The sequence below is a fragment of the Paraburkholderia sediminicola genome, assembly GCF_046027355.1.
Lineage (GTDB): Bacteria > Pseudomonadota > Gammaproteobacteria > Burkholderiales > Burkholderiaceae > Paraburkholderia > Paraburkholderia sediminicola_B.
Map to the genome: position 1 here is coordinate 43,352 of NZ_JAQQEK010000041.1, position 23,426 is coordinate 66,777.

Genomic DNA, 23,426 nt, shown 5'->3' on the forward strand with positions numbered 1-23,426 from the left:
GCGGCGAAACCCGTCGCTGACTTCATGCTCCCGCGCCGTTCAGGCCGCGCGATCTCCTCGGCATTGATGCACTGCACATAGCGTGTTCAGCGCTGCTTCCCGCGCTTCAGTCGATCCGCGAAAGCCGAGCCAAAATGCATGGAAATCCCGTACCGGACAGGCGACGGATTCATAAAAGTTATTCGACGTGATACCTGCTTGTTGTGCGATGCAATAGCATCATTTCGCTGCCGAAAGCGCCGGGACTTTTGTGACGGCATTGCGAGAAAGACGCAGCAAAAAGGACAAGTTTGTTTCCATCCGTAACACTTGTCTCATTGATATTCACGGAAACCCTGGGGATGGTATGCTTCGTGCACAAATTCTCCCATGCACGAGTGAGACCACGTTTTGTGCTTCGCAATAGGGACAAACCGCACTAAGTCGGGGCGGTATTGACCAGCCAACAGAACGTACAAAACATATTTGTGCAACCGAGGCCTGCACACGGGTCGTGAAAGTTGAATCCGTGGCAGTCCAAAGCCGCGGCCCGGCCAGGCTGCGTGGAGAAAACCCAATGTTTTTCGATGAGCTAAGCAATGACGAATGGGCGCTGCTGGCAGCGCTTGTTTCAGATGAGCCGGCCGTCCGTCTAAACCGACGCGGCCGGCCCCGCGCCGAACCACGCATCGTGGCGAATGCCGTCCTGTGGATTCTGACAACCGGTGAACCCTGGTCGAAACTGCCAGGGCGTTATCCGTCGGGTCCGACTTGCCGGCGCCGTTTTGAAGAATGGCAGTTGAACGGCACGCTGCTGGAGATGGTTCGGCTGTTGTCGCAAACCGGGCGCACCTTTGCGTACGTCCCCCAACCGGCGCCGCCCGTCGCGGCCAAACCCGCGGCACCGGTAGCGGAACCCCCCAGCGTGCGCGACGAGCATCTGCGTGGCGTGTCCTGGAGAAGCCCCGAGTCGTGGCAAGCGCCGGGTGGCATGTCGAACAGCCTGAGCAGTTGGCGTTCGGCCGATCCGATCGCGGACATCACGCGTCAGTTGTCCGGCGCCGCGAACGTGCCGCCGGTGTCTCGTGCGCCAGCGGCACCCGCTGCAGCGCCCGCACGGCATGTCGTGCGGGCCGGCTTGCCGCGTCCGGACGAAGCGCGCGCGGTAGGCGCGGCCATGCATGGTTTGAATTCGGCCATCGCGTCGGCGCGCGGCACGCCTGCGCCCGACGATCGGCGCAACCCGCTGTCGATGAGCCTCGCGCCACGCGGCACGGAAATCGTCGACCGGCGTGGCTATGTGATTTACGTCGCGGCTGAGCAGGTGCCGAACGCCATGTATCGCGCGTGGGCGGAAATCATGAAGGACGGCAAACGCGTCGAGCGTTCCGGCCTCGTCGGCCCGCGCTTTGCGCAAGCCGAGGCGGCGGAGCAATACGCGCTCGACTGGGCAAATCAGTGGATCGAGCGCGAATGCCTCACGTTGGCGGCAGCGGCACAATCCGCGGCTGCGGCACAGGCATCCGCTCAAGCGCCGGCTCATGTCTCAGCGAACCCTGCGTCCACGGCGGCTCGTCCGTTGCCTGCCTTGCGCCATGTGCCCGAGCCAGTCGCGGCCAATCACGGCGCGCCGTTGCATGGACCGCTCAACGCGTTCCGTGGTCCGTTGCGCCGTTATCCCGGCGAACCGGCCGCTGCCACCGCGGCGACCGAGAACAGTGCATCCGATCGTTATCCGTCGTACACAGAACTCATCTCCCACGCGGGATGAGCACAGAAGTTCCCCGCGGCCGGTAGGAGCAACCGCCGCAGGTTCCCGCTTCATTCGTTGTGACATTCGCCCTGATTCACTGGTGTTATCAGAAGGACGCCGTTGATCGACGCCCCTCATCGACGCGCGTTACTGACGTCCGTAGGTGTCGTCGAAACGGACGATATCGTCTTCGCCGAGATACGAACCGGACTGGACCTCGATCATTTCGAGCGGCATCTTGCCCGGGTTCTCGAGACGGTGGGTGACACCCAGCGGAATATAGGCCGATTCGTTTTCGGAGACGATAAAGCGCTCTTCACCGCGCGTGACGAGCGCCGTGCCGCGCACGACGATCCAATGTTCGGCGCGGTGATGATGCATTTGCAGCGAGAGCCGCGCACCCGGTTTTACCACGATCCGTTTGACCTGGAAGCGCTCGCCGGTGTCGACGGAATCGTAGTTGCCCCACGGACGATGCACCTTGCGATGGTTGGCCGCCTCCAGCCCGCCGTCGTTGCGAATCCGGCCCACGATCTTCTTGACGTCCTGCACGCGCGACTTGTCGGCGACCAGAATGGCGTCGGCCGTTTCCACCACCACGAGGTCCTGGGTGCCCACGCAGGCAATCAGGCGTCCTTCCGAATGCGCGAACGTCGAGGCCGCGCCTTCGAACATCACGCGCCCACGGCCCACGTTCTGATCGGCGTCCTTATCCGAGATGTCCCAGATCGCGTCCCACGAACCCACGTCGGACCAGCCCGCCTGCAGCGGCACGACCACGCCCGAGGCCGCGCTTTGATCGTTGCCGAGCTGCTCCATCACCGCGTAGTCGATCGAATTCGACGGCGAGGCGCTGAACGCGTCGCGTTGCAGACGGAAGAAGTCGCCGTCCGCCTTGCCGCCCGCGAAGGCCGCATCGCAGGCTTCGTAAATGGCCGGCTGGAAATGGCGGATCGCCTTCAGCCAGGTCGATGCGCGCATGATGAAGATGCCGCTATTCCACCAGTACTCCTTCGATTCGATATAACGCTGCGCCAGCTCCAGATGCGGCTTCTCGACGAAGCGATCGAGCTTGTGCGCACCGACTTTGCCGGTCATTTCCGCGGCCGCGTCTTGCGTGTCGTTAGTCGTGCCAAGCGCCGCGCCAATACGAATGTAGCCGTAGCCCGTTTCCGCGCGCGTCGGCACGATACCCATCGTGACGATATGACCGACCGCCGCATGCTGCACGCCGGCGGCCACGGCCGCGTGAAAGCCATCGATGTCGGTGACCGCATGATCGGCGGGCATCACGACCATGATGCCGTCTTCGTCCTGCGCGGCGACCGAGAGGGCGGCCACCGTGAGTGCCGGCGCCGTGTCGCGGCCGGCGGGTTCGAGAATCAGCCGGGTCGGCTTGCCGCTCGTGCGTAATTGCTCGGCGGTGGTGAAGCGCTGTTCTTCATTAGCCACCACGACGAGTTGCTCGGTGAGCGGATAGCCGGCCTCGAGTCCCTCGAGACGGCGCGTGGTGGATTGCAGCAGCGAATCGTCGCCGAGCAGGCCGATCAACTGTTTCGGATGCTGTTCGCGCGACATCGGCCACAACCGCGTGCCGGAGCCGCCCGCCAGAATCACGGGATGAACCTTGAGCTTGACGTTCAGGGACTTGACTTGCGTGGACCGGGTGTCGGCGGGCGTGGCCGTGACCGGAGCTGTCATGATGGACTCCTCGAGGCTGGGTGAATGCGTCGAGTTTTATCACGAACTCAGGAATCAATAAAAGCGCGTTAAATAGAAACTATATAAAACGCCTAATAAATTTCTCCATTTCGTGAAGAAAAAATGTCCGGATAATTTTTTAAAAAGAAAAATTACGCGAAAAAAATCACGGGCCATTTTTTTACCGCCGTCCATGCCTCAGAATGATGGCGGAGGGCGACGCGTAAGCTTCGTAGGAAAACGCTCTGAAAGTACGAGATCGGCTTACATCAACGCTTGCAGGACGCCTGTCAAACACCAAATCCGGTAACAATTGCCGAACAAAATTCAGAAAAAATGCCGAAACATTGACCGATACAATTTGAGATATTTTACGGTCTTGCAGTGGGAATTTTAATATCGCTTTATCTATACCTGTACAAGGGTATTCACTCATTCCGACACAGGTTTCCCAATTCGGCTGTTCAGGCAGTTTTTTCGAGCGGGAAACAGAAGGGCAATTAGCATCGGTTCACACAGTTACGCGTCGCGCATGGATTTGCATGACGCGGTTTCCGGCGTTGTGCGTCCCGTCGCCGGATTGAATTTCAACCAACCAACGGATGGCACTTGACTGACGAACTGAGGGGCAGCGCATGCTGAGCGTTCTATCGAGAATCATCGACATCGCCATGGTCGCGCTCGGCGCCGCCATCGCGACGGCCGTGCACAGCGGGAAAGTCGTGTGGCTGGACGATATGCAAAGCGTCTCGCTCGCGTTCGACTGCCTGCTGGTGGTGGTGTTTTTCCCCGCGCTCGGGATCTATCACTCGTGGCGCGGCAAGCCGCTGTACGACCTGCTGTGCCGCGTGGCGGGCGGCTGGCTGCTGGTGGAAGTCACCGGCGTGCTGATCAGCTTCAGCCTGCACCGCTCGGACAGCCTGTCGCGGCTGTGGCTCGTCTATTGGGCCGTGGCCACGATCGTGCTGCTGATCGTCACCAAGGTGATCGTCTATTCGATTCTGCGCGGACTGCGCCGCGAAGGCTTCAATCAGCGCGCGGTGGCGATCGTCGGCGGCGCGCCGTATGGGCGCTTTCTGATCCAGCAGATGCGCAGCCGTCCGGACGCGGGCTTTTCGCCGGTCGTGGTGTTCGATGAAGACAGCACGATCAACCACTACGAAGACCCGGACGCCGGCGAGGCGATCGAGGGCGTGCCGGTCGAACGCGACTATCAGCGCATGCTGCATCTCGTGCGCCAGCGCGCGATCCGCGAGCTGTGGCTGGCGCTGCCGATCTCGAAGGAGAAAGCCATCCACCGCTTCGTGATGGACCTGCGCAACGACTTCGTGAACATCCGCTTCATTCCGGACGTGCGCAGCCTCACGCTGTTCAATCAGCCGATGGTCGATCTGCTCGGCGTGCCGGCGATCAACCTGGCCGCCTCGCCGATCACCGATCTGCGCGTGCTGCCCAAGCGCGTGTTCGACCGTCTGTTCGCGCTGGCCGCGTTGACCGCGCTCGCGCCGGTGATGCTGGTGATCGCCGCCGCGGTGAAGATCAACTCGCCGGGCCCCGTGTTCTTCCGGCAGAAGCGCAAGGGGATCGACGGCAATCAGTTCGAGATCTACAAGTTCCGCTCGATGAAGATGCACAAGGAAGAGCACGGCAAGATCACCCAGGCCACACGCCGCGATCCGCGCATCACCGCGGTCGGCGCGTTCCTGCGGCGCACCAGCCTCGACGAACTGCCGCAGTTCATCAACGTGCTGCGCGGCGAGATGTCGGTGGTCGGCCCGCGTCCGCATGCGCTCGAACACGACGACATCTACAAGGATCTGGTGAAGGGCTACATGCATCGCTACCGGATCAAACCGGGCATCACCGGGTGGGCGCAGATCAACGGCTATCGCGGCGAAACCGACCGCATCGAAAAGATGATGGGCCGCGTCAAGCTCGATCTGTACTACATGCAGCACTGGACCTTCTGGCTCGACATCAAGATCGTCGTGCTGACACTGTGGAAGGGTTTCGTGGGCAGCAACGCTTATTGACGGCCCCCACCTGTCGCTGCGCGCCAGCCCCCCCGAGGGGGGAGCAATCCCCCAAGGGGACTTCCTGCGGGGCGGAAAACTTGGGGCGGCCCGGCGTTTTCCTGCGGGCTTCGTTCACGCGTTAAGCGACTTATTTTGTTGAACTCCATTTGCGAGGTGTAATACATGAACCTGACGATCATCGGTAGTGGCTACGTAGGCCTCGTGACGGGCGCATGTCTGGCCGACATCGGCCACGATGTGTTCTGTCTCGACGTCGATCAGCGCAAGATCGACGTGCTCAACAACGGCGGCGTGCCGATCCATGAACCGGGTCTGCAGGAGATCATCGCGCGCAATCGCAAGGCCGGCCGCCTGAAGTTCTCGACCGACGTCGAAGCCGCCGTCGCGCACGGCGATATCCAGTTCATCGCGGTCGGCACGCCGTCCGACGAAGACGGCTCCGCCGACCTGCAATACGTGCTCGCCGCCGCGCGCAACATCGGCCGCCATATGACGGGCTTCAAGGTGATCGTCGACAAATCGACGGTGCCGGTCGGCACGGCCTCGCGCGTGCGCGAGGTGATCGCCGCCGAGCTAGCCGAACGCAACGCGGCGCACATGTTCTCGGTGGTGTCGAATCCCGAGTTCCTCAAGGAAGGCGCGGCAGTGGAAGACTTCACGCGGCCCGATCGCATCGTGCTCGGTTGCGACGAGGACGTGCCGGGCGAGAAAGCGCGCGACCTGATGAAGCGCCTGTACGCGCCGTTCAACCGCAATCGCGAACGCACGCTGTACATGGACGTGCGCTCGGCCGAATTCACCAAATACGCGGCTAACGCCATGCTCGCCACGCGCATTTCGTACATGAACGAACTCGCGAATCTGGCCGACCGTGTCGGCGCGGATATCGAGGCCGTGCGTCGCGGCATCGGCTCCGATCCGCGTATCGGTTACGACTTCCTGTATGCCGGTTGCGGCTACGGCGGCTCATGCTTTCCGAAGGACGTGCAGGCGCTGATCCGCACAGCCGCCGATCACAAGGCGAACCTGCGCATTCTCGAAGCGGTCGAAGCGGTCAACGACACGCAGAAGAAAGTGCTCGCGCACAAGATCGTCTCGCGTCTGGGCGAAGACCTGTCGGACCGCACCTTCGGCGTGTGGGGCCTCGCGTTCAAGCCGAATACCGATGACATGCGCGAAGCGCCGAGCCGTCCGCTGATCGCCGAACTGCTGCGCCGCGGCGCGCGCGTGAAGGCGTACGACCCGGTCGCGATCGACGAATCGAGGCGAGTGTTCGCGCTGGACCTGAAGGACGTGCCGCAACAACACGCGCGCCTCGAGTTCGTGAAGGAAGAGATGGACGCCGCCGAAGGCGCCGACGCGCTGGTGATCCTCACCGAGTGGAAGGTGTTCAAGAGCCCGGACTTCGACTCGCTCAAACGGATCCTGAAGACGCCTCTGATTTTCGACGGCCGCAACCTGTACGAACCGGACGCGCTGCTCGAACTCGGTATCGAGTATCACGCGATCGGCCGTCAGCACGCGCTGCGCATCGCGCCCGCGAAGGTCGGCACGAACGGCTTGCCGCACCCGCAGGCGGAAACGGCGGACGCAGCCGAAGCCGGCCGCTGATCCGCTGCTCACGCATCGACAAGCCGTTATCACGGAGCCCGCCATGTTCGCCAACGTTCTGATCGTTTGCCACGCCAACGTCTGCCGTTCGCCCGCCGCCGAAATGCTGTTCAAGGCCCGGCAACGCGCGGCGTCGCGTTCGCAGGCGGCGCCGATCGCGTTTCATTCGGCGGGCATCCGGGCCGTGAACGGCCACGCCATGGACCCGGTCATGCAACGCCTGCTCGCCGAGCAGGGCGTTGCCTCGGGCATCCACTACTCGCGGCGTCTTGACCGGCAGCTCGTGCGCAACGCCGATCTGGTGCTGGTCACCGAGCGCGCGCAGGTGAGCGACGTCGAAGCGCTCGATCCGGCCTCACGCGGCAAGGTCTATCCGCTCGGCAAGTGGGAAGCGGATTCCGACGTCGCCGATCCGCACGGCGGTGCGGAAACCGCTTATAGGGAGAGTCTCGTGCTCATCGAACATCTGGTCATGGGATGGCTGAAGAAAATATGCTGATGAAAAAACTCGCTGCAAACTCAATCGCGAACTGCAAGTCGACGAGTTTCAAGTCGAACCTCGCCGCCACGCTTTTGCTGACGTCCTTTCTGTCGGCCTGCGCCACCGCACCGGGCAACTACCTCGATACGTCCCGTCTGAAAGACGACGGCCAGCACGACAGCCAGCCCGCCGAAACCTATCCGGTCCATGTGATCGATGCCGCCGTCGTGACCGCGCAGGCGCAAGCCGCCGCCGCGAAGACCCAGGTGCTGCCGCCCTCGAACCTGAGCGACCCGTCGCAGTACGTGTACCGCCTCGCGCCGCAGGACATTCTCGGCATCACCGTGTGGGACCACCCTGAATTGACCACGCCGCAGGGCAGCACGCTGTCGGCGGGCGGTAACACCACGCAGTCGATCGGCGGCGCCTTGCAGCAGCCGTACACGGCCGCGCTGCCGGGGCAAGCCGATCCGTACGGCCAGACCATCGCCGCCGACGGCACGATCTTTTTCCCGTTCGTCGGTCGTATCCGGGCCGCCGGCAAAACCGTCGGCGAGGTGCGCGATCAGTTGAGCACCGGCCTCGTGCGCTATATCCGCAATCCGCAGGTCGACGTGCGCGTGCTGTCGTACCGCGGCCAGAAGGTGCAGGTGACCGGCGAAGTGAAGACGCCGGGCCCGCTCGCGATGAGCGACGTGCCGCTCACGCTGGTCGACGCGATCACGCGCTCGGGCGGCACGAACGCGGACGCCGACATTCAGCGCGTGCGTCTCACGCGCAACAACAAACTCTATGTGCTCGACGCCGACCGCATGCTCGATCGCGGCGACACCACGCAGAACGTGATGCTGCAGAACGGCGACGTGATCAACGTGCCGGACCGCACCGACAGCCGCGTCTTCGTGATGGGTGAAGTGAAGACGCCGATCCAGCTGCCGATCATCAAGGGTCGCATGACGATCGCCGACGCGCTGACGCAAGGCGGCGGCATTCTCGACACCGACGCCAATCCGCGCCAGATCTTCGTGATGCGCGGCATGAAGGATCACCCGACCACGCCGGACGTGTACCGCCTCGACATGACGCAGCCGGACGCCATCATGCTGTCCTCGCAGTTCCAGTTGCAGCCGCTGGATGTCGTGTACGTGGGCACCGCCGCGTCGACCACTTTCAACCGTGTGTTGCAGCAGGTGTTGCCGAGTGTGCAGACGTTGTTCTACCTGAAACAGCTGACGCGTTGATCGTCGTAACCGCAGTCTGAGCCGTCGTCAGGCCCCGCGCCGCGCCGTCCGTGATGGACGCGGCGCGGGACCGAAGCAAATACCGCTGTAACCGATACGGGAAGCGAATTGTGAGCAACCAAATCTCTCCACACATGGCCGGTCCGATCAAGACCGAAGAAGAGGACGTCGTCCTCGGACAACTGGTGCAGGTGATCCTCGACGACATCTGGTGGCTCATCGCCATCGCCGCCGTGATCGTAGGGATCGCCGGCGCCTATTGTTTTCTCGCCAAGCCGATCTATTCGGCCGATGCGCATGTGCGGGTCGAGCAATCGGACAACACGTCGCAGGCCCTCACGCAGACGCAGACCGGCGCGGCGATCACCACCGGCTCGACCTCGCTGCCGACCGACGCCGAGATCGAAATCATCAAGAGCCGCGGCGTGGTCGGCCCGGTCGTGCAGCAACTGAAGCTGAACTTCAGCGTCACGCCGAAGACGCTACCGCTGCTGGGCAGCATCGCCGCGCGCATGGCCACGCCGGGTCAACCGGCGCGTCCGTGGCTGGGTCTGGCGTCGTACGCATGGGGCGGTGAAGAGGCCGACGTCGATTCGATCGACGTGATCCCCGCGCTGGAAGGTCAGAAGCTCACCATGAAGGTGATCGACGACCAGCACTACAGCCTGTATGCGCAGAACGGTTCGCTGCTGCTGCGCGGCCTCGTCGGCCAGCAGGAGCAGGGCGGCGGCGTGACCATCATGGTCAATAAACTGGTCGCGCGGCCGGGCGAGGAATTCACGGTGATGCGCGCCAACGACCTCGACGCGATCTCCTCGTTCCAGTCGGCCATCACGGTGCAGGAGCAGGGCAAGCAGACCGGCGTGATCCAGATCTCGCTGGAAGACAAGAGCCCCGAGCATGCCGCGCTGGTCGCCAACGCGCTCGCGCAATCGTATGTGCGCCAGCACGTGCTGAACAAGCAGGCCGACGCGAGCAAGATGCTCGACTTCCTGAAGAGCGAGGAGCCGCGCCTGAAGTCCGATCTCGAACGCGCCGAAGCCGCCCTGACCGCGTATCAGCGCCAGTCCGGCTCGATCAACGCGAGCGACGAGGCCAAGGTGTACCTCGAAGGCAGCGTGCAGTACGAGCAGCAGATCGCCGGCTTGCGTCTGCAGATGGCGCAGCTCACCGAGCGTTACGGCGACGACCATCCGATGCTCGTGGCCGCGCGTGAGCAGATGGCCGAATTGCAGGCACAGCGCACCAAATACGCCGACCGCTTCCGCGATCTGCCGGCCACCGAAGTGAAGGCCGTGCAGTTGCAGCGCGACGCGAAGGTGGCGGAAGACATCTACGTGCTGCTGCTCAACCGCGTGCAGGAATTGTCGGTGCAGAAGGCCGGCACCGGCGGCAACGTGCATATCGTCGACGCCGCGCTGCGTCCGGGCGTGCCAGTCAAGCCGAAGAAGGCGCTGATTCTGTCGGCGGCGGTGATTCTCGGGCTGATCGCGGGCACCGGCTTCGTGTTCCTGCGCCGCAATATGTTCAAGGGCATCGACGACCCGGACCACATCGAGCGCGCGTTCCATCTGCCGGTGTTCGGCCTCGTGCCGTTGAGCGCGGAGCAGGGCGTGCTCGAAGCCAGCTTCCTGCGCGGCGGCGAGCGTCTGCGCTCGGTGCTGGCGAATGCGCGGCCAAAGGACGTCACGGTCGAAAGCCTGCGCAGCCTGCGCACCTCCATGCAGTTCACGCTGTTGGACGCGAAGAACCGTATCGTCATGCTGACGGGTCCGATGGCCGGCGTCGGCAAGAGCTTCCTGACGGTCAACCTGGCGGTGCTGCTCGCGAATTCGGGCAAGCGCGTGCTGATGATCGACGGCGACATGCGCCGCGGCGTGCTCGAACGCTATCTGGGCGGTGCGCCGGATAACGGCCTGTCCGAATTGCTGAGCGGCCAGATCTCGCTGGAAGAAGCGATCCGCAGCTCGCAGGTCGACGGCCTGAGCTTCATCTCGTGCGGCCGCCGTCCGCCGAATCCGTCGGAACTGCTGATGTCGCCGCGTCTGCCGCAGTACCTCGAAGGCCTCGCCAAGCGCTACGACGTGATCATGATCGACACGCCGCCGGTGCTGGCCGTGACCGATGCGTCGATCATCGGCGCGTATGCCGGTTCGACCTTCTTCGTGATGCGCTCGGGCGTGCACAGCGAAGGCGAGATCAACGATGCGTTGAAGCGTCTGCGCGCGGCCGGCGTGCACGTGCAGGGCGGCATTTTCAACGGCATGCCGGCCCGCTCGCGCGGCGGCTACGACCGTGGCTACGCGGCGGTTCAGGAATACCTGAGCACCTGAGCCGGCGGGTTTGCGGATGCATTCCGACGCTCGCGCAACGACGATTTAAAAGGACATCACGATGAAAGTGACGGTACTGGTTCCGACTTACCGCCGCCCGGCCGATCTGGCGCGCTGCCTCGCGGCGCTGCAACGGCAGTCGCGGCTGCCTGACGAAGTGGTGGTGGTGGCGCGCGCCGACGACGAAGCGACCCACGCGTGCCTGCGCGATCCGTCTGTAGCGGGCGCGTTACCGCTCGCGCTGGCGATTGTCGACGTGCCCGGCCAGGTCGCGGCCCTGAATCGCGGATTGGACGCGGCTCGCGGCGACGTGATCGCGATCACCGACGACGACGCCGCGCCGCACGTCGACTGGGTCGAACGCATCGCAGCCGCGTTCACGAGCGACGCGCGCCTCGGCGCGCTCGGCGGACGCGACTGGGTGCACGAGAAAGGCCGCGTGCTGGACGGCGAGCGCCCGCTGGTGGGCAAGGTCACGGCGCACGGCAAGATCATCGGCAATCATCATCTGGGTGTCGGTGGCGCGCGCGAGGTGGATATTCTGAAGGGCGCCAACATGAGCTACCGCCGCGAGGCGGTGCGCACGATCCGCTTCGACGCGCGGCTGCGCGGCGCGGGTGCGCAGGTCCACAACGATATGGCCTTCAGCCTCGCCGTGAGAAACGCCGGCTGGAAGCTGATGTACGACCCGCGCGTGGCGGTCGATCACTTTCCCGCCGAGCGTTTCGACGACGACCGGCGCGACGCGCAAACCATGGCGGCCTTGCGCAACGCCGCCTTCAACTTCCATCTGATCCTGCGCGACCAGTTGCCGCCGCTGCATCGCGAAACCGCGTGGTGGTGGTGGACGCTGGTCGGCACGCGAGTCTATCCGGGCCTCACGCACGCGGCGCTCGCGCTGCTCTCGAAGCAGGCGGGCCTGAAGCTCACGCGCTGGCGCGCCGTGCGCAGCGGCGCGCACGAGGCGCGTCGCGCGCTGTCACGCGCCGCGTGATCGCCCTGGCTCGCACCACGTCCCGCACGTTCGCGCATCGGCGCACGGCCCGCGTCAGGGCCGCCGATGCCCCTTTCCACCGGCAGAGCGGAGTGTCTGCATGAGTACGAAAGTTCACGTTCATCTGTTTTACGGCGCCGACCCGCGCTTTTATCGACAGGGCGACGACATTGGTTGTCTGTACGGCTATCACCACGCGGAATCCGACGCGTTCAAGCTCACCTATTCGCAGGACGCCCGCGAAGGCAAGCCGGTGCGCCTGCTGCGCCGCGCGCTGAAGGCGGCGCTCGGGTTCGATTTCATCCATACGTGGCGCAACCGCGCCGAGATGCTGCGCTCGGACGTGATCTGGACGCACACGGAACAGGAATGGCTTTCCGCGGCCCTCATGCTGCTGCTGAGCGGCCGCAAGGCGGGCGCCGACTCCTCGCCCTTGCTGCTCGCGCAAAGCGTGTGGCTGCTCGATAAATGGCCTTCCTACGGCATTGTGCGCAGCTGGCTGTATCGCAAGCTGATGACGCGCGCGGATCAGCTCACCACGCTCGCCAGCGAAAACGCCGAGCTGTGCCGGCGCTATTTCGATCGCGACGCCAAACCGCTGCTGTACGGCCTGAACACGCGCGACTTTCCGGTCAAGACGCCGACTGAATGGACGCCGCACACGCCGATCCGCATCGCCGCGATCGGCAACGACCGCGACCGCGATTGGGAGACGCTCATCAAGGCGTTCGGCAACGACGCGCGTTACACGGTGAAGCTCGCGACACGGCGCCGGATTCCCGCGTCGCTGCGCGCGCCGAATGTCGAGATCGCGCTGTTTTCCGGCATCAAGAAGCAACATGAACTGTACGACTGGGCCGACGTGATCGTCGTGCCTCTGCGGCCGAATTCGCACGCCTCGGGCATCACGGTGATGCTCGAAGCGGCGGCGGTCGGCAAGCCGATGGTGGTCACCAATGTCGGCGCCTTGCAGGACTATTTTCCGGCGGGCGAGGCATCCTACATCCCGCCGTTCAATCCGCAGGCCTTGCGCGAAGCGGTCGACCAACTCGCCGCCGCGCCGCTGGACGCGCTGCGCCAGGCGCAGGCCGCCGCCGCCGGCCTGCTGTCGCGCGATCTGACCACGCAGCACTACGCGATGCAGCACGTGCGGATCACGCAGGAGATGCTGCGTGCGCGTGCCTCGTCGCGCGCACGCTCGGCGGCCGACATGGCGACGGCGGGCGTGTCCGAGTCCGAGCGGCCGGCGCGCCAGTCGCGCGGAGGTCTCTGAACGATGTCGACGATTGCGCGAAGCGCCGATAGCGCGAACGGCACCGGACGGGCGCCGTCCCGCGGCCGCAAGGAATGGCTGCCGGAGGCTTTGCTGTGGTTCGTCACGACGCTGCTGATCGGCGCGCATCAGGGCACCGTGCTCACGCTCGCGTTTCCGGTGCTCGCGATCCTGACGGGCCTGTGGCTCTACTTCAAGAGTCCGGCGCGCTACATCGGCTACATGTGGTGGCTGTGGTTCCTGAGCCCGGAAGTGCGGCGTCTGGCCGACTGGTCCAAGGGCTCGTTCACGCCGACCAGCCTGATCCAGGTCGCGCCGCTCGCGGTGACGATGATCAGCGCGCTGTCGCTCCTGCGCTACTACAAACTGCTGGCGCAAAGGCGCGGCCTGCCGGTGTTGCTGGTCCTGCTCGGGCTCGTCTACGCGTTCCTGGTTGGCGTGATGTCGAGCGGGCCGCTGGCGGCCACCTACGACCTCGCGAACTGGCTGTATCCGATCCTGATCGGCTTTCACATCATGGCGAACACGCGCCAGTATCCGCAGTACCGCGACACCATCGTCAATACGTTCATCTGGGGCATGCTGGTGATGGGCGGCTACGGTCTGGTGCAGTTCTTCATCATGCCGCAGTGGGACGCGCTGTGGATGCTCGGCTCGCAGATGAACTCGCAGGGCGACCCGGTGCCGATGGGCGTGCGCGTGTTCAGCACGATGAACTCGTCGGGACCGTTCGCGTTCGCGATGATGGGCGCGATGGTGTTCGTGATGGCGGCCACGCACCGGGTGCGCTGGGTCGCCGCGGCGCTGGGCTTTTTTGCGTTCGCGCTGAGCCTCGTGCGCTCGACGTGGGGCGGCTGGGTCATCGCGCTCCTGATCCAGCTCGTCAAATCGAACAACAAGGTGCGGGTGCGCATTGTCGCCAGCGCGGTGCTGCTGGCCGGGCTATGCGTGCCGCTGCTGGCGGTCGGCCCGGTGGCCGAACGGATGCAGGCGCGTCTGACCACCATCGTCAATCTGAACGACGACCAGAGCTACGCCGCGCGTAACGAGTTCTATGCGACCTTCGCCAAAACCGCCTTTACCGATGTGTCGGGCGAGGGCATGGGCGCCACCGGCACGTCGACCAAGCTCTCGAACGACGGTGGCCAGCTCGGCCAGTACGGCAACTTCGATAGCGGCGTGATGAACATTCCGTTCGTGCTCGGCTGGCCCGGCACGCTGCTCTACATGTCCGGAATCATCTGGCTGGTGACGCGCGCGGTGCTCGCGTCGTTCAAGCTGCGCAACGACAAATTCGTGTCCGCCTGCATGAGCCTGAGCCTCGCGACCTTCGCGATGCTGGTGTTCACCAATTCGCTGGTCGGCACGGGCGGACTGCTGCTTTTCATGAGTGTTTTTTCGATCCTTTCCGCGGTTCATTACGAAAAGATAAACCGCAGACGCACGCTATTTCTCCACGGAGGCACTGATTGAGAGTCGCCATTGTCACGCACGTCGTGCGCCATAACGACGGCCAGGGGCGCGTCAACCACGAGATCGCGCGCGCGGCTCTCGACGAGAACATCGGCGTCACGCTGGTCGCCTCGCACGTCGCGCCGGATCTGCTCGCGCATCCGAACGTCCGCTGGGTGCCGATGAAAATCGGCCGCTGGTGGCCGACCAATCTGCTGCGTCAGCAGGTGTTCGCGTTCAAGAGCGCGATGTGGCTGCGCGCGCATCGCCGCGAATACGACGTGCTGCACGTGAACGGCTTCATCACGTGGATGCCCGCCGACGTCAACACCTCGCACTTCGTGCATAGCGGCTGGTTCGGCAGCAAGTACTATCCGTTCGGGCTCACCAAGGGCGTGTGGTCCGCGTATCAGTCGGTCTATACGCGCTGCAATGCGCTGCTCGAACGCTGGGCCTACCGGCGCTCGAAGGTGATCACGGCGGTGTCGCAAAAGGTCGCCGACGAAATCCACGCGATCGGCCTCACGCCCGATAACCGTGTCGACGTGATCTACAACGGTGTCGATACGCAAGGCTTCGCCGCGGCTACGGGCGACCGCGACAAATTCGGCTTGCCGAAGGACGCGTTTTTGCTGCTGTTCGTGGGCGACCTGCGCACGCCGCGCAAGAACCTCGGCACCGTGCTCGCCGCGCTCAAGTATCTGCCCGAGCACGTGCAGATCGCGGTGGCGGGCTTCCTGCCGGGCAGTCCGTATCCGGAACAGGCGAAGGCGCTCGGCATCGCGCATCGCGTGCATTTTCTCGGTCTCGTGAAAGAGATGCCGGTGCTGATGCATTCGGTCGACGCCTTCGTGTTTCCGTCGCGCTATGAAGCGATGAGCCTGTCGCTGCTCGAAGCGATGGCGGCGGGCTTGCCGGTGGTCACGGCGCGGACCGCCGGCGGCGCTGAGATCATCACGCCGGAATGCGGCATCGTGCTCGACGATCCGGACGATCCCAAGGCGCTGGCCCGCGCGGTCGCGCGCCTCGCCGACAACCACGTCGAGCGCCGCGCGATGGGCGTCGCCGCCAACGAACTCGCGACCGGCTTCGGCTGGGCGCGCATGGCCGCGCAATACATCGCGCTGTATCGCCAGTTGGCGGGGCAGCAGGAAAATCGCCGGCGCAGCGAGGCGGAAGCGGCAGCGGTCGCCAAGACCGACGCGTTGACGCTGAACACGCTGGCCGGCCAGAAGAGCGCGGAATGACGTCGCGGGTTTCACTCACTCGCCTGAAACATTCATCGCTCAACCATCACAACTCTCAAAACGCACAGGGGTCACAACCATGACGACGAGCTCTATCAAATCGCTGCAGATCGGGATGCACTGGTTCCCCGAGCGCGCGGGCGGCCTCGACCGCATGTACTACTCGCTGGTCGGCGCGCTGCCGGGCGCGGGCGTCGCGGTGCGCGGCGTGGTGGCCGGCTCACCCAAGGTGGCCGCCGACACTGGCGGCGCGATCAACGGCTTCGGCTCCGCCGCGCAATCGCTGCCGTTGCGGCTGATGGCGGCGCGCCGTGCGCTGCGCCAGGAAATCAGCACGTCGCGTCCCGACGTGATCTCGTCGCACTTCGCGCTCTATACCTTTCCGGGCCTCGACGTGACGCGCGGCATTCCGCAGGTCTCGCACTTTCAGGGGCCGTGGGCCGACGAGAGTCACGTGGAAGGCGCCGATTCGCTTGGCCAGCGCGCCAAGCGCTATCTGGAGCAATCGGTCTATGCGCGCTCGTCGCGGCTGATCGTGTTGTCGGAGGCGTTCGGCAAGATTCTGACCTCGCGCTATCGCATCGCACCGGACCGCGTGCGCGTCGTGCCGGGTTGCGTGGACGTCGAGCAGTTCAACCTGCCGATCTCGCCGGCCGAGGCGCGTCTGAAGCTGCAATTGCCGCAAGACCGGCCGATCGTGCTGGCGGTGCGGCGTCTGGTGCGCCGCATGGGTCTCGAAGATCTGATCGATGCGGTGAAGCTGCTCAAGCGCAGCGCGCCGGACGTGCTGCTGCTGATCGCCGGCAAAGGGCGGCTCGAGGGCGAACTGCAGGCGCGCATCACCGAGGCGGGTCTCGAGGACAACGTCAAACTGCTGGGTTTCGTGCCCGACCAGCATCTGGCGGCGCTGTACCGCGCGGCGAATATCAGCGTCGTGCCGACGGTGGCGCTGGAAGGCTTCGGCTTGATCACGGTCGAATCGCTGGCTTCGGGCACGCCGGTGCTGGTGACGCCGGTCGGTGGCTTGCCGGAAGCGGTGGCGGGTTTGTCGCCGAATCTGGTGCTGCCGGAGACGGGCGCGAAGGCTATCGCGGATGGACTCGCGGGCGCGCTCAACGGCACGCTGAAATTGCCCGATGCCGATGCATGCCGCCGCTATGCGCGTGAGAATTTCGATAATTCGGTGATCGCGAAGCGGGTCGCCTCGGTGTATAGCGAAGCGATTGCGGCGGGTGGGGTGCACTGAGTAAGCCACCGCGACAGGCTGAAATAAAAAAACGCGGAGCCTTGATCATTGCGATCAGGCTCCGCGTTTTTTGCATTGAAGATACGCGAGCGCCGCCGCGTATCTCCATGGAACCGAATCAGAACGTCTCGTGATGCTCGTTACGTCCGAGATCCGCATGAACCATCATGTGGCACAACTGCTCCAGCGTGGTTTCCGGCTTCCAGCCGAGTTTTTCGTGAGCCTTGTCGGCGCAGCCGATCAGCAGGTCCACTTCGGCCGGGCGATAGAACTTCGGATTCACGCGCACCAATGTCTTGCCGGTGGCGACATCGATACCGGATTCACGCTCTTCCTTACCCGACCATTCGAGTTGATAACCCGCAGCCGTGAACGCCATGCGCACGAAATCGCGGACCGTTTCAGTGCGGCCGGTGGCGAGCACGAAGGTGTCCGGTTCGTCGGCTTGCAGCATGCGCCACATGCCTTCCACGTATTCGAGCGCGAAGCCCCAGTCGCGTTTGGCACTCAGGTTGCCGAGTTCCAGCACGTCCTGCTTGCCGAGCTTGATCTTGGCGACGGTGTCGGTGATCTTACGGGTGACGAATTCGCGGCCACGCAGCGGCGATTCGTGATTGAACAGAATCCCGCTGCTCGCAAAGAGGCCATACGACTCGCGATAGTTGATGGTCGACCAGTGCGCGAACAGCTTGGCGACGCCATACGGGCTGCGCGGATAGAATGGCGTGTCCTCGCGTTGCGGAACGGCCTGCACGAGGCCGAACATTTCCGAGGTCGACGCCTGGTAGTAACGCGTCTTCGGATTCAGGATGCGGATGCCTTCGAGCAGATTCAGCGCGCCGATGCCGGTCACTTCGGCGGTGGTCACCGGCTGGTCGAACGAGACGCCCACGAAGCTCTGCGCGGCGAGGTTATACAGCTCGTCGGCTTGCGCGCCTTCGAGCAGGCGCAGCGTCGAGCCGAGGTCGGTCAGATCGTGTTCGACCAGACGCAGATTCGGATGATCGAGCACGCCGAGCTCACGCATGCGCCAGAAATTGACGGAGCTCGTGCGCCGGTAAGTGCCGGTCACGATATAGCCCTTGTCGAGCAGCAGTTTGGTCAGATAGGCGCCGTCCTGTCCGGATACGCCGGTGATGATCGCTTTGCGTGGTTGGCTCATAGCTTGCCTTCGAGATTGTTAAAAGAGAAAAAGAAAAAGCAGTCGCGCCGGCTAGGGCGCATTTCATCGGCACACTCGGAAGCGCATCTCAGAAGCACGTTTCGCAAGCACCAACAGCACCCAGTGCACGAAACGCACTTGAAAAAGCGTTTCAGGGCGTGCCGTCCAACAGCCGCCGCACCAACGGTTCGACGACCTGAAAATCCTGTTCCGCCTTGAGCCGGTACAAATCCGGCTTGGGATGCGCGCCGTCGGACATCAGCGTCTTCCAGTCCCGCAGACTGCTGATGTAGGCGAACTGATCGACGAGCGGCACCTGCTGCTCGGCGGCCACGCGGCGCGTCATGGCGACCATCGTCGCGAGCCGCGCGTTGAGCCGGTTGTCCGGCATCGGGTTCGCGGTCTGCAGAACCGGCTGCTTGCCGAGCGCGCGAGCGGTTTTCACGAGCGTCGTTTCGGCCGTGTAGAACTGCTCGGGCGTCTGGTTCTGCATGACTTCGTTGATGCCGTAGTTGATCAGCACGATCTGCGCGGGCGAGGCGGCGAGCCGTTCCTGCCACGGCAGGCCGGCCGTCGGTCCGGCGCGGCGATTGCCCGTGCCGTCGCGCAATTGCGTCGCCATCGTGTTGCCCACGCCATAGTTCGTGACGAGCACCCGTTCGCCGTGGCGCGCCTGCAATTCATCCTGCAGATACACCACCGCGTTTCGCGCCTGCGGGGCGCAATGGCCGTCGCTGCAGGTAATGCCGAGCGTCGTCGAGTCGCCATAAGCCTCGATCAGCACTTGCGAGCGCGGGCCCGGCGCCGCGGCGAACGCGGCTGATGCGAGCAGCGATGCAGCTGCGCATACGCTTGCAGCGAGCCATGCACGGCGCTTCCTGAACTTCATGCGCGGCTTTGTGGCGCTTGCGGCGCGGTGCTGACACCGCCGCCGCTGGCGGCCTGCGTCGGCGCATGCACTTGTGCCTTGCCCGACGAGCCGAAAATCAGGCGCTTCTCGAATGCGAACCACGTGATGGTGGCGTAGACGAGCGTGATCGCGAGCGCGAGCGCGGCGGTCACGAAGCGGTTCAGATGCAGCGGCCACAGCGCATACAGCACGCTCAGGTGAATCAGATAAATCGTGTAGCTGATGGTGCCGATATAGACCAGCACGGGATTGCACAGCAGCCGTTTGACGATGCCCTTGCTTTGCAGGGCGATGACCACGACTGAAGTACAAAGCACCAACGAAACGCTGTAGAGCCCGGCGTTCGAGAGCGGCGTATTGGCCGCGCGAAAGCGCGGAAAGTGCAGATGCAGCCACGCGAGGATGGCCAGCGCCGCGATCAATCCCAGCACGGCGACGCCTTTGTAAGGCTCGAGCGCATTTCGGTCACGCCGCACGGCAACTGCCAGCAGCGCGCCGGCCGCGAGCAGGTCCATGCGGAACGGCGTGAGGTAATAGATTGGCCAGAACGAATCGAACCACGGCGTGGCCACCGCGCGCAGCACGGGCACCAGCAGGATCAACGCGGCCGCCACGTAGCCGAGCACGCGCTCGGGCACGAGCAGGATCACGAACGGCCAGACAATGTAGAACTGCTCTTCGACGGCGAGCGACCACAGCACGTTCAGGCTGTCGTGACCGCTCTGATTGAGCGCGTCGCCGATATTGGTCGCGAAGAGCGCGTACCACTGCCAGTGCTCTGCCCAGCCGAGGCCGAACAGAATCGACGACACCACCATCAGCAGCACATAAGGCGGCAGGATGCGGCGCGCGCGGCGTGCGTAGAAATAGCCGAAATACGACTGCTGGCGCGCCTTGCGCTCGAGCAGGATGCCGGTAATCAGAAAACCGCTCAAAACAAAAAACAGATCGACGCCCATCCACAGCGGCGCTTTCAACGCGTGCTGCGCGAACACGGCGAGCACGGCGATGGCGCGCAAGCCGTCGAGCTGCACGATGCGGCGGGAGTGGGAAGGCGCTAAGGGCAGTGCGCTGGCAGTCATGAACCGTCCATGGTGTGAAGCAGATGGGCCGGGCGAAGGATCGCGCGAGGGTTCCGGGGAACAGGCGCGCTCGCTTCGCATCGCAACGGAAGTGCAATCGATTCTAGGGAAAATAAAATCGTGAAAAAACGGGAATGAATTGGATAAATGAATCAGATTGCAACAGGGTGTTTCGTTATCCATTCGCAATGGATTTTTATGCTTGCGTCGAAAGGATGACGGGATATGTAATAAGTGCGGATCGCTTTGCCGTGCATCGGTAAGGATGGGTGCCGAGGGGCGCGTGTGGTTACGCGCCATAGCTGATTTCGTTTTAATCAATTTTTAATGGCTTTCTTTCACAACGCTTAAAGCGTCGAATATTTTTGAATTATTTTCGATTTTCGTCGCGGTGTTTTTTCCGCGTAATGTGAGCCGTGCGGATTGGGTGGCCAAGGACGGCGCGTGGGCTTCGCGCTTCGCCCGGCTTTCGGGCGCGCGGTCTCGCAGTGTCTGTCCTGTCGATACCGTCTTGCCCGCGTGCTGTCCCGCACGATTCTGTCTCACGTCCTTGCATGATTTCTAGCGGCCGGTGCCGCGATATTGACCGCGACCTGTTCCGTCATCTCACTGGAATGTGTACCCGCGCGGGCCTCGTTGCCCACGCGCGGCGCTGATTGGAGGAAATACCTTTGCCCCGTTTCACGTTCAAAAGCTGGCTCGCTGTTTTTGCGTGCGCCTTCGGACTGGCCGCTGGATCGGTCAGTTTCACGGCTCACGCGGAAACCGCGTTGAACGCGAAAACGTCGTGGATCGGCAATACCTTCGGTTTCGGCGACGGCAGCTGGGCGCAGATCAACATCACCGCGATTGCGGTGGCGCCCGACGGCAAGGTCTATACGAACGCGCCATGGGACGAAAGCGGCGCTGAAGCGAGCGTCTATCAGAACGGCAAGATGCTCGGCTTTGCGGGCGGCACGCATGGCTGGGGCAACGGCGGCGGCAACGCGGTCGCTTTGAATCGCAAGTACGCGTTCGTCGCGATCGCGGTCGGCAACGAGAAGGGGCGCCTCGTTGAGCAGGGCGTGTGGCCGGAAAAGGGCAAGCAGTGGTTCGGCATCTCGCGCCGGCAGATCGCCGATCCGAAACGCGCCGCGCCGTTCCAGCCTGCCGCGAAAAGCGCGGACCCGCATGCGCAACTGGCGGCCGGCTTCCTGATGATGAACGAAGTGCCGACCGGCACGAGCGCTGAAATCGGCGGCCTCGCGGCGAACGACTCCACGCTGTTTGCGGCGAACACGGCGCGCGATCGTATCGAGGTGTACGACGCGGAATCGATGCAGCAGAAAACCACCTGGAGCGTGCATGAGCCGGGCCGACTCGCGCTGGCGCCGGACGGCACGCTGTGGGTATTGAGCGGCACGCGCAACGACCGTGAGCCGCATGTCGAGCACTACACGGCCGCGGGCAAACGCATCGACGAAAACTTCACGCTGCCTGGCGGGACGATTGCGGTGGATATCGCGGTCGATGCGCAAGGCCGCATCCTGATCGCGGATAACGGTCCGCGTCAGCAGGTGCTGTATTTCAGCAAGAACAACGGCCGTTATACCGAGTCGGATTCGCTCGGTGAGCGCGGCGGCATATTCAGCGGCGTCGCCGGCAAGCCGGGCCCGCAGCGTTTCAACGGACTGACCGGCGTGGGCGTGGATGCGCGCGGCAACGTGTACGTATCGACCAACGGCATCGGTCCGCGTTACGAACCGATCGGCGCGGGCCTCGGGGCGACGCTCGAAAGCTACGCGCCGGACGGTAAGCAGAACTGGCAGGTGCAGGGGCTGTTGTTCGTCGACGGCGCATGGATCGATCCGTCGCGGCCGGACAGCGTCTATACCGGCAACAAGCGCTTCGAACTCGATCTGTCGAAGCCTGCCGGGCAGGACTGGAAATACGCGGGCTTTCTGTCGAACCGCTTCAAGTATCCGGACGATCCGGTGTTTCACACCGATCAGTATCCGGGCCTGCCGATCGCCCGCAAACTGAAGGGCCGCACTTTCCTGTACCTCACGGACATGTACGCGGACCATCTGAAGATCTATCGCTTCGACCCGCAGCACGACGGCGAAACGGCGATCCCTTCCGGCTTCATCGCGGGACGTGAGCGCGCGGTGGCCAAGGTGCCGAATGCCCCGCCGGGCGGCGACTGGATCTGGCGCGATGCGAACGGCGACGGCAAGTTCAACACCGACGAATTCACGCTCAACACGACCGGTACGAAGCTCGCGGGCGGCTGGGGCTGGTGGGTCGACACCGCCGGCGACATCTGGCGCACGCGCGACACCAAGGGCATTTATCGCTTCCGTTTCGGCGGGTTGGATGCGAAGGGCAATCCGGTCTACTCGTATTCGAACATGACGCAGTACCCGGTGCCGCAACCGTTCACGGAACTGCACCGCGCGATCTACGACCCGGACACCGACACGATGTACGTGACGGGCTACACGCCCGACACGCCGGTCGATCGCGGCTTCTGGAAAGAAGTGGGCCGCGTGCTGGTGCGCTACGACAAATGGTCGAGCGGCAACCCGGTGCAACGCTATGCGATCACGCTGCCTTGGCAGACGCAGAGCAAACCCATCGCCACCATCATCGGCCTGACGGTCGAAGGGCAATGCATTTTTGGCGTCGAACCGGTCGGCGCGGTGCACGTGTGGGACAAGGACAGCGGCAAGGAGATCGGCGTGATCCGGCCGGGCCCGGAAGTGGGCCGCGCGTCGGGCTGGGTCGATGTGCCGAACGGCATCAGCGCCGCGAAGCGCGCCAACGGCGAGTACCTCGTGTTCGTCGAGGAGGACGCGCGCGGCAAAGTGATGATGTACCGCTGGAAACCGTGACCGCGCGCAGCGCCTAGCAGTTAGTCAGTCATACCAGGTTAATGCAGTCAAC

16 protein-coding genes are annotated in these 23,426 nt (G+C 63.8%); 12 read left to right on the forward strand and 4 right to left on the reverse strand.

The window, feature by feature from the left end; translation table 11 throughout:
- Nucleotides 1-556: 556 nt before the first annotated feature.
- Nucleotides 557-1,750 (forward strand): DUF6566 family protein, encoded by a 1,194-nt coding sequence (locus PQR42_RS39680; RefSeq protein WP_408391346.1) that lies wholly within the window; start codon nt 557-559, stop codon nt 1,748-1,750.
- A 129-nt stretch (nt 1,751-1,879) separates the two neighbouring features.
- Here PQR42_RS39680 and PQR42_RS39685 read toward each other — a convergent pair whose 3' ends face one another.
- Entirely contained in the window at nt 1,880-3,433 is a 1,554-nt protein-coding gene (locus PQR42_RS39685) for a mannose-1-phosphate guanylyltransferase/mannose-6-phosphate isomerase (RefSeq protein WP_408391348.1), read from the reverse strand.
- A gap of 635 nt (nt 3,434-4,068) precedes the next feature.
- On the opposite strand from PQR42_RS39685, the gene PQR42_RS39690 reads away from it, so the two are divergent.
- From PQR42_RS39690 to PQR42_RS39735, 10 genes are all read left to right on the forward strand, one after another.
- A complete protein-coding gene (locus PQR42_RS39690) occupies nt 4,069-5,466 on the forward strand; it encodes an undecaprenyl-phosphate glucose phosphotransferase (RefSeq protein ID WP_408391351.1) in 1,398 nt (465 codons plus the stop codon).
- A gap of 165 nt (nt 5,467-5,631) precedes the next feature.
- Nucleotides 5,632-7,080: a UDP-glucose dehydrogenase family protein gene (locus PQR42_RS39695; RefSeq protein WP_408206537.1), complete on the forward strand. Its 1,449-nt coding sequence runs from the start codon at nt 5,632-5,634 to the stop codon at nt 7,078-7,080.
- 43 nt (nt 7,081-7,123) lie between these two features.
- Entirely contained in the window at nt 7,124-7,579 is a 456-nt protein-coding gene (locus PQR42_RS39700) for an arsenate reductase/protein-tyrosine-phosphatase family protein (RefSeq protein WP_408391353.1), read from the forward strand.
- Nucleotides 7,573-8,802, forward strand: a complete 1,230-nt coding sequence (locus PQR42_RS39705) for a polysaccharide biosynthesis/export family protein (protein ID WP_408391382.1) — start codon at nt 7,573-7,575, stop codon at nt 8,800-8,802. The genes PQR42_RS39700 and PQR42_RS39705 overlap by 7 nt, the downstream gene beginning before the upstream one ends.
- 134 nt (nt 8,803-8,936) lie before the next feature.
- On the forward strand, nt 8,937-11,135 hold the full coding sequence (locus PQR42_RS39710) for a polysaccharide biosynthesis tyrosine autokinase (RefSeq protein WP_408495247.1): 2,199 nt from the start codon (nt 8,937-8,939) through the stop codon (nt 11,133-11,135).
- A gap of 61 nt (nt 11,136-11,196) precedes the next feature.
- On the forward strand, nt 11,197-12,129 hold the full coding sequence (locus PQR42_RS39715; RefSeq protein WP_408391355.1) for a glycosyltransferase family 2 protein: 933 nt from the start codon (nt 11,197-11,199) through the stop codon (nt 12,127-12,129).
- 100 nt (nt 12,130-12,229) lie between these two features.
- Entirely contained in the window at nt 12,230-13,402 is a 1,173-nt protein-coding gene (locus PQR42_RS39720) for a glycosyltransferase (RefSeq protein WP_408391357.1), read from the forward strand.
- Nucleotides 13,403-13,405: 3 nt separating this feature from the next.
- Nucleotides 13,406-14,875 carry a glucose-6-phosphate isomerase gene (locus PQR42_RS39725; protein ID WP_408391360.1) on the forward strand — a complete coding sequence of 490 codons (1,470 nt, stop codon included), beginning with the start codon at nt 13,406-13,408 and terminating at the stop codon, nt 14,873-14,875.
- Nucleotides 14,872-16,101, forward strand: coding sequence for a glycosyltransferase family 4 protein (locus tag PQR42_RS39730; protein WP_408206547.1), 1,230 nt, complete (start codon nt 14,872-14,874; stop codon nt 16,099-16,101). Before PQR42_RS39725 ends, PQR42_RS39730 begins: the two co-directional genes overlap by 4 nt.
- A gap of 79 nt (nt 16,102-16,180) precedes the next feature.
- The gene (locus PQR42_RS39735; RefSeq protein ID WP_132374645.1) at nt 16,181-17,347 is read left to right on the forward strand and encodes a glycosyltransferase family 4 protein; all 1,167 of its coding nucleotides are present in this window, start codon (nt 16,181-16,183) and stop codon (nt 17,345-17,347) included.
- A 118-nt stretch (nt 17,348-17,465) separates the two neighbouring features.
- Here the strand turns inward: PQR42_RS39735 and gmd are convergent, their stop codons facing one another.
- From gmd to PQR42_RS39750, 3 genes are all read right to left on the reverse strand, one after another.
- On the reverse strand, nt 17,466-18,509 hold the full coding sequence (gene gmd / locus PQR42_RS39740) for a GDP-mannose 4,6-dehydratase (RefSeq protein ID WP_408206549.1): 1,044 nt from the start codon (nt 18,507-18,509) through the stop codon (nt 17,466-17,468).
- A 151-nt stretch (nt 18,510-18,660) separates the two neighbouring features.
- Entirely contained in the window at nt 18,661-19,398 is a 738-nt protein-coding gene (locus tag PQR42_RS39745; protein WP_408391362.1) for an SGNH/GDSL hydrolase family protein, read from the reverse strand.
- Nucleotides 19,395-20,501: an acyltransferase family protein gene (locus PQR42_RS39750; RefSeq protein ID WP_408206553.1), complete on the reverse strand. Its 1,107-nt coding sequence runs from the start codon at nt 20,499-20,501 to the stop codon at nt 19,395-19,397. Before PQR42_RS39750 ends, PQR42_RS39745 begins: the two co-directional genes overlap by 4 nt.
- Nucleotides 20,502-21,172: 671 nt before the next feature.
- On the opposite strand from PQR42_RS39750, the gene PQR42_RS39755 reads away from it, so the two are divergent.
- The gene (locus tag PQR42_RS39755) at nt 21,173-23,374 is read left to right on the forward strand and encodes an NHL repeat-containing protein (protein ID WP_408495242.1); all 2,202 of its coding nucleotides are present in this window, start codon (nt 21,173-21,175) and stop codon (nt 23,372-23,374) included.
- The last annotated feature ends 52 nt before the right edge of the window (nt 23,375-23,426 follow it).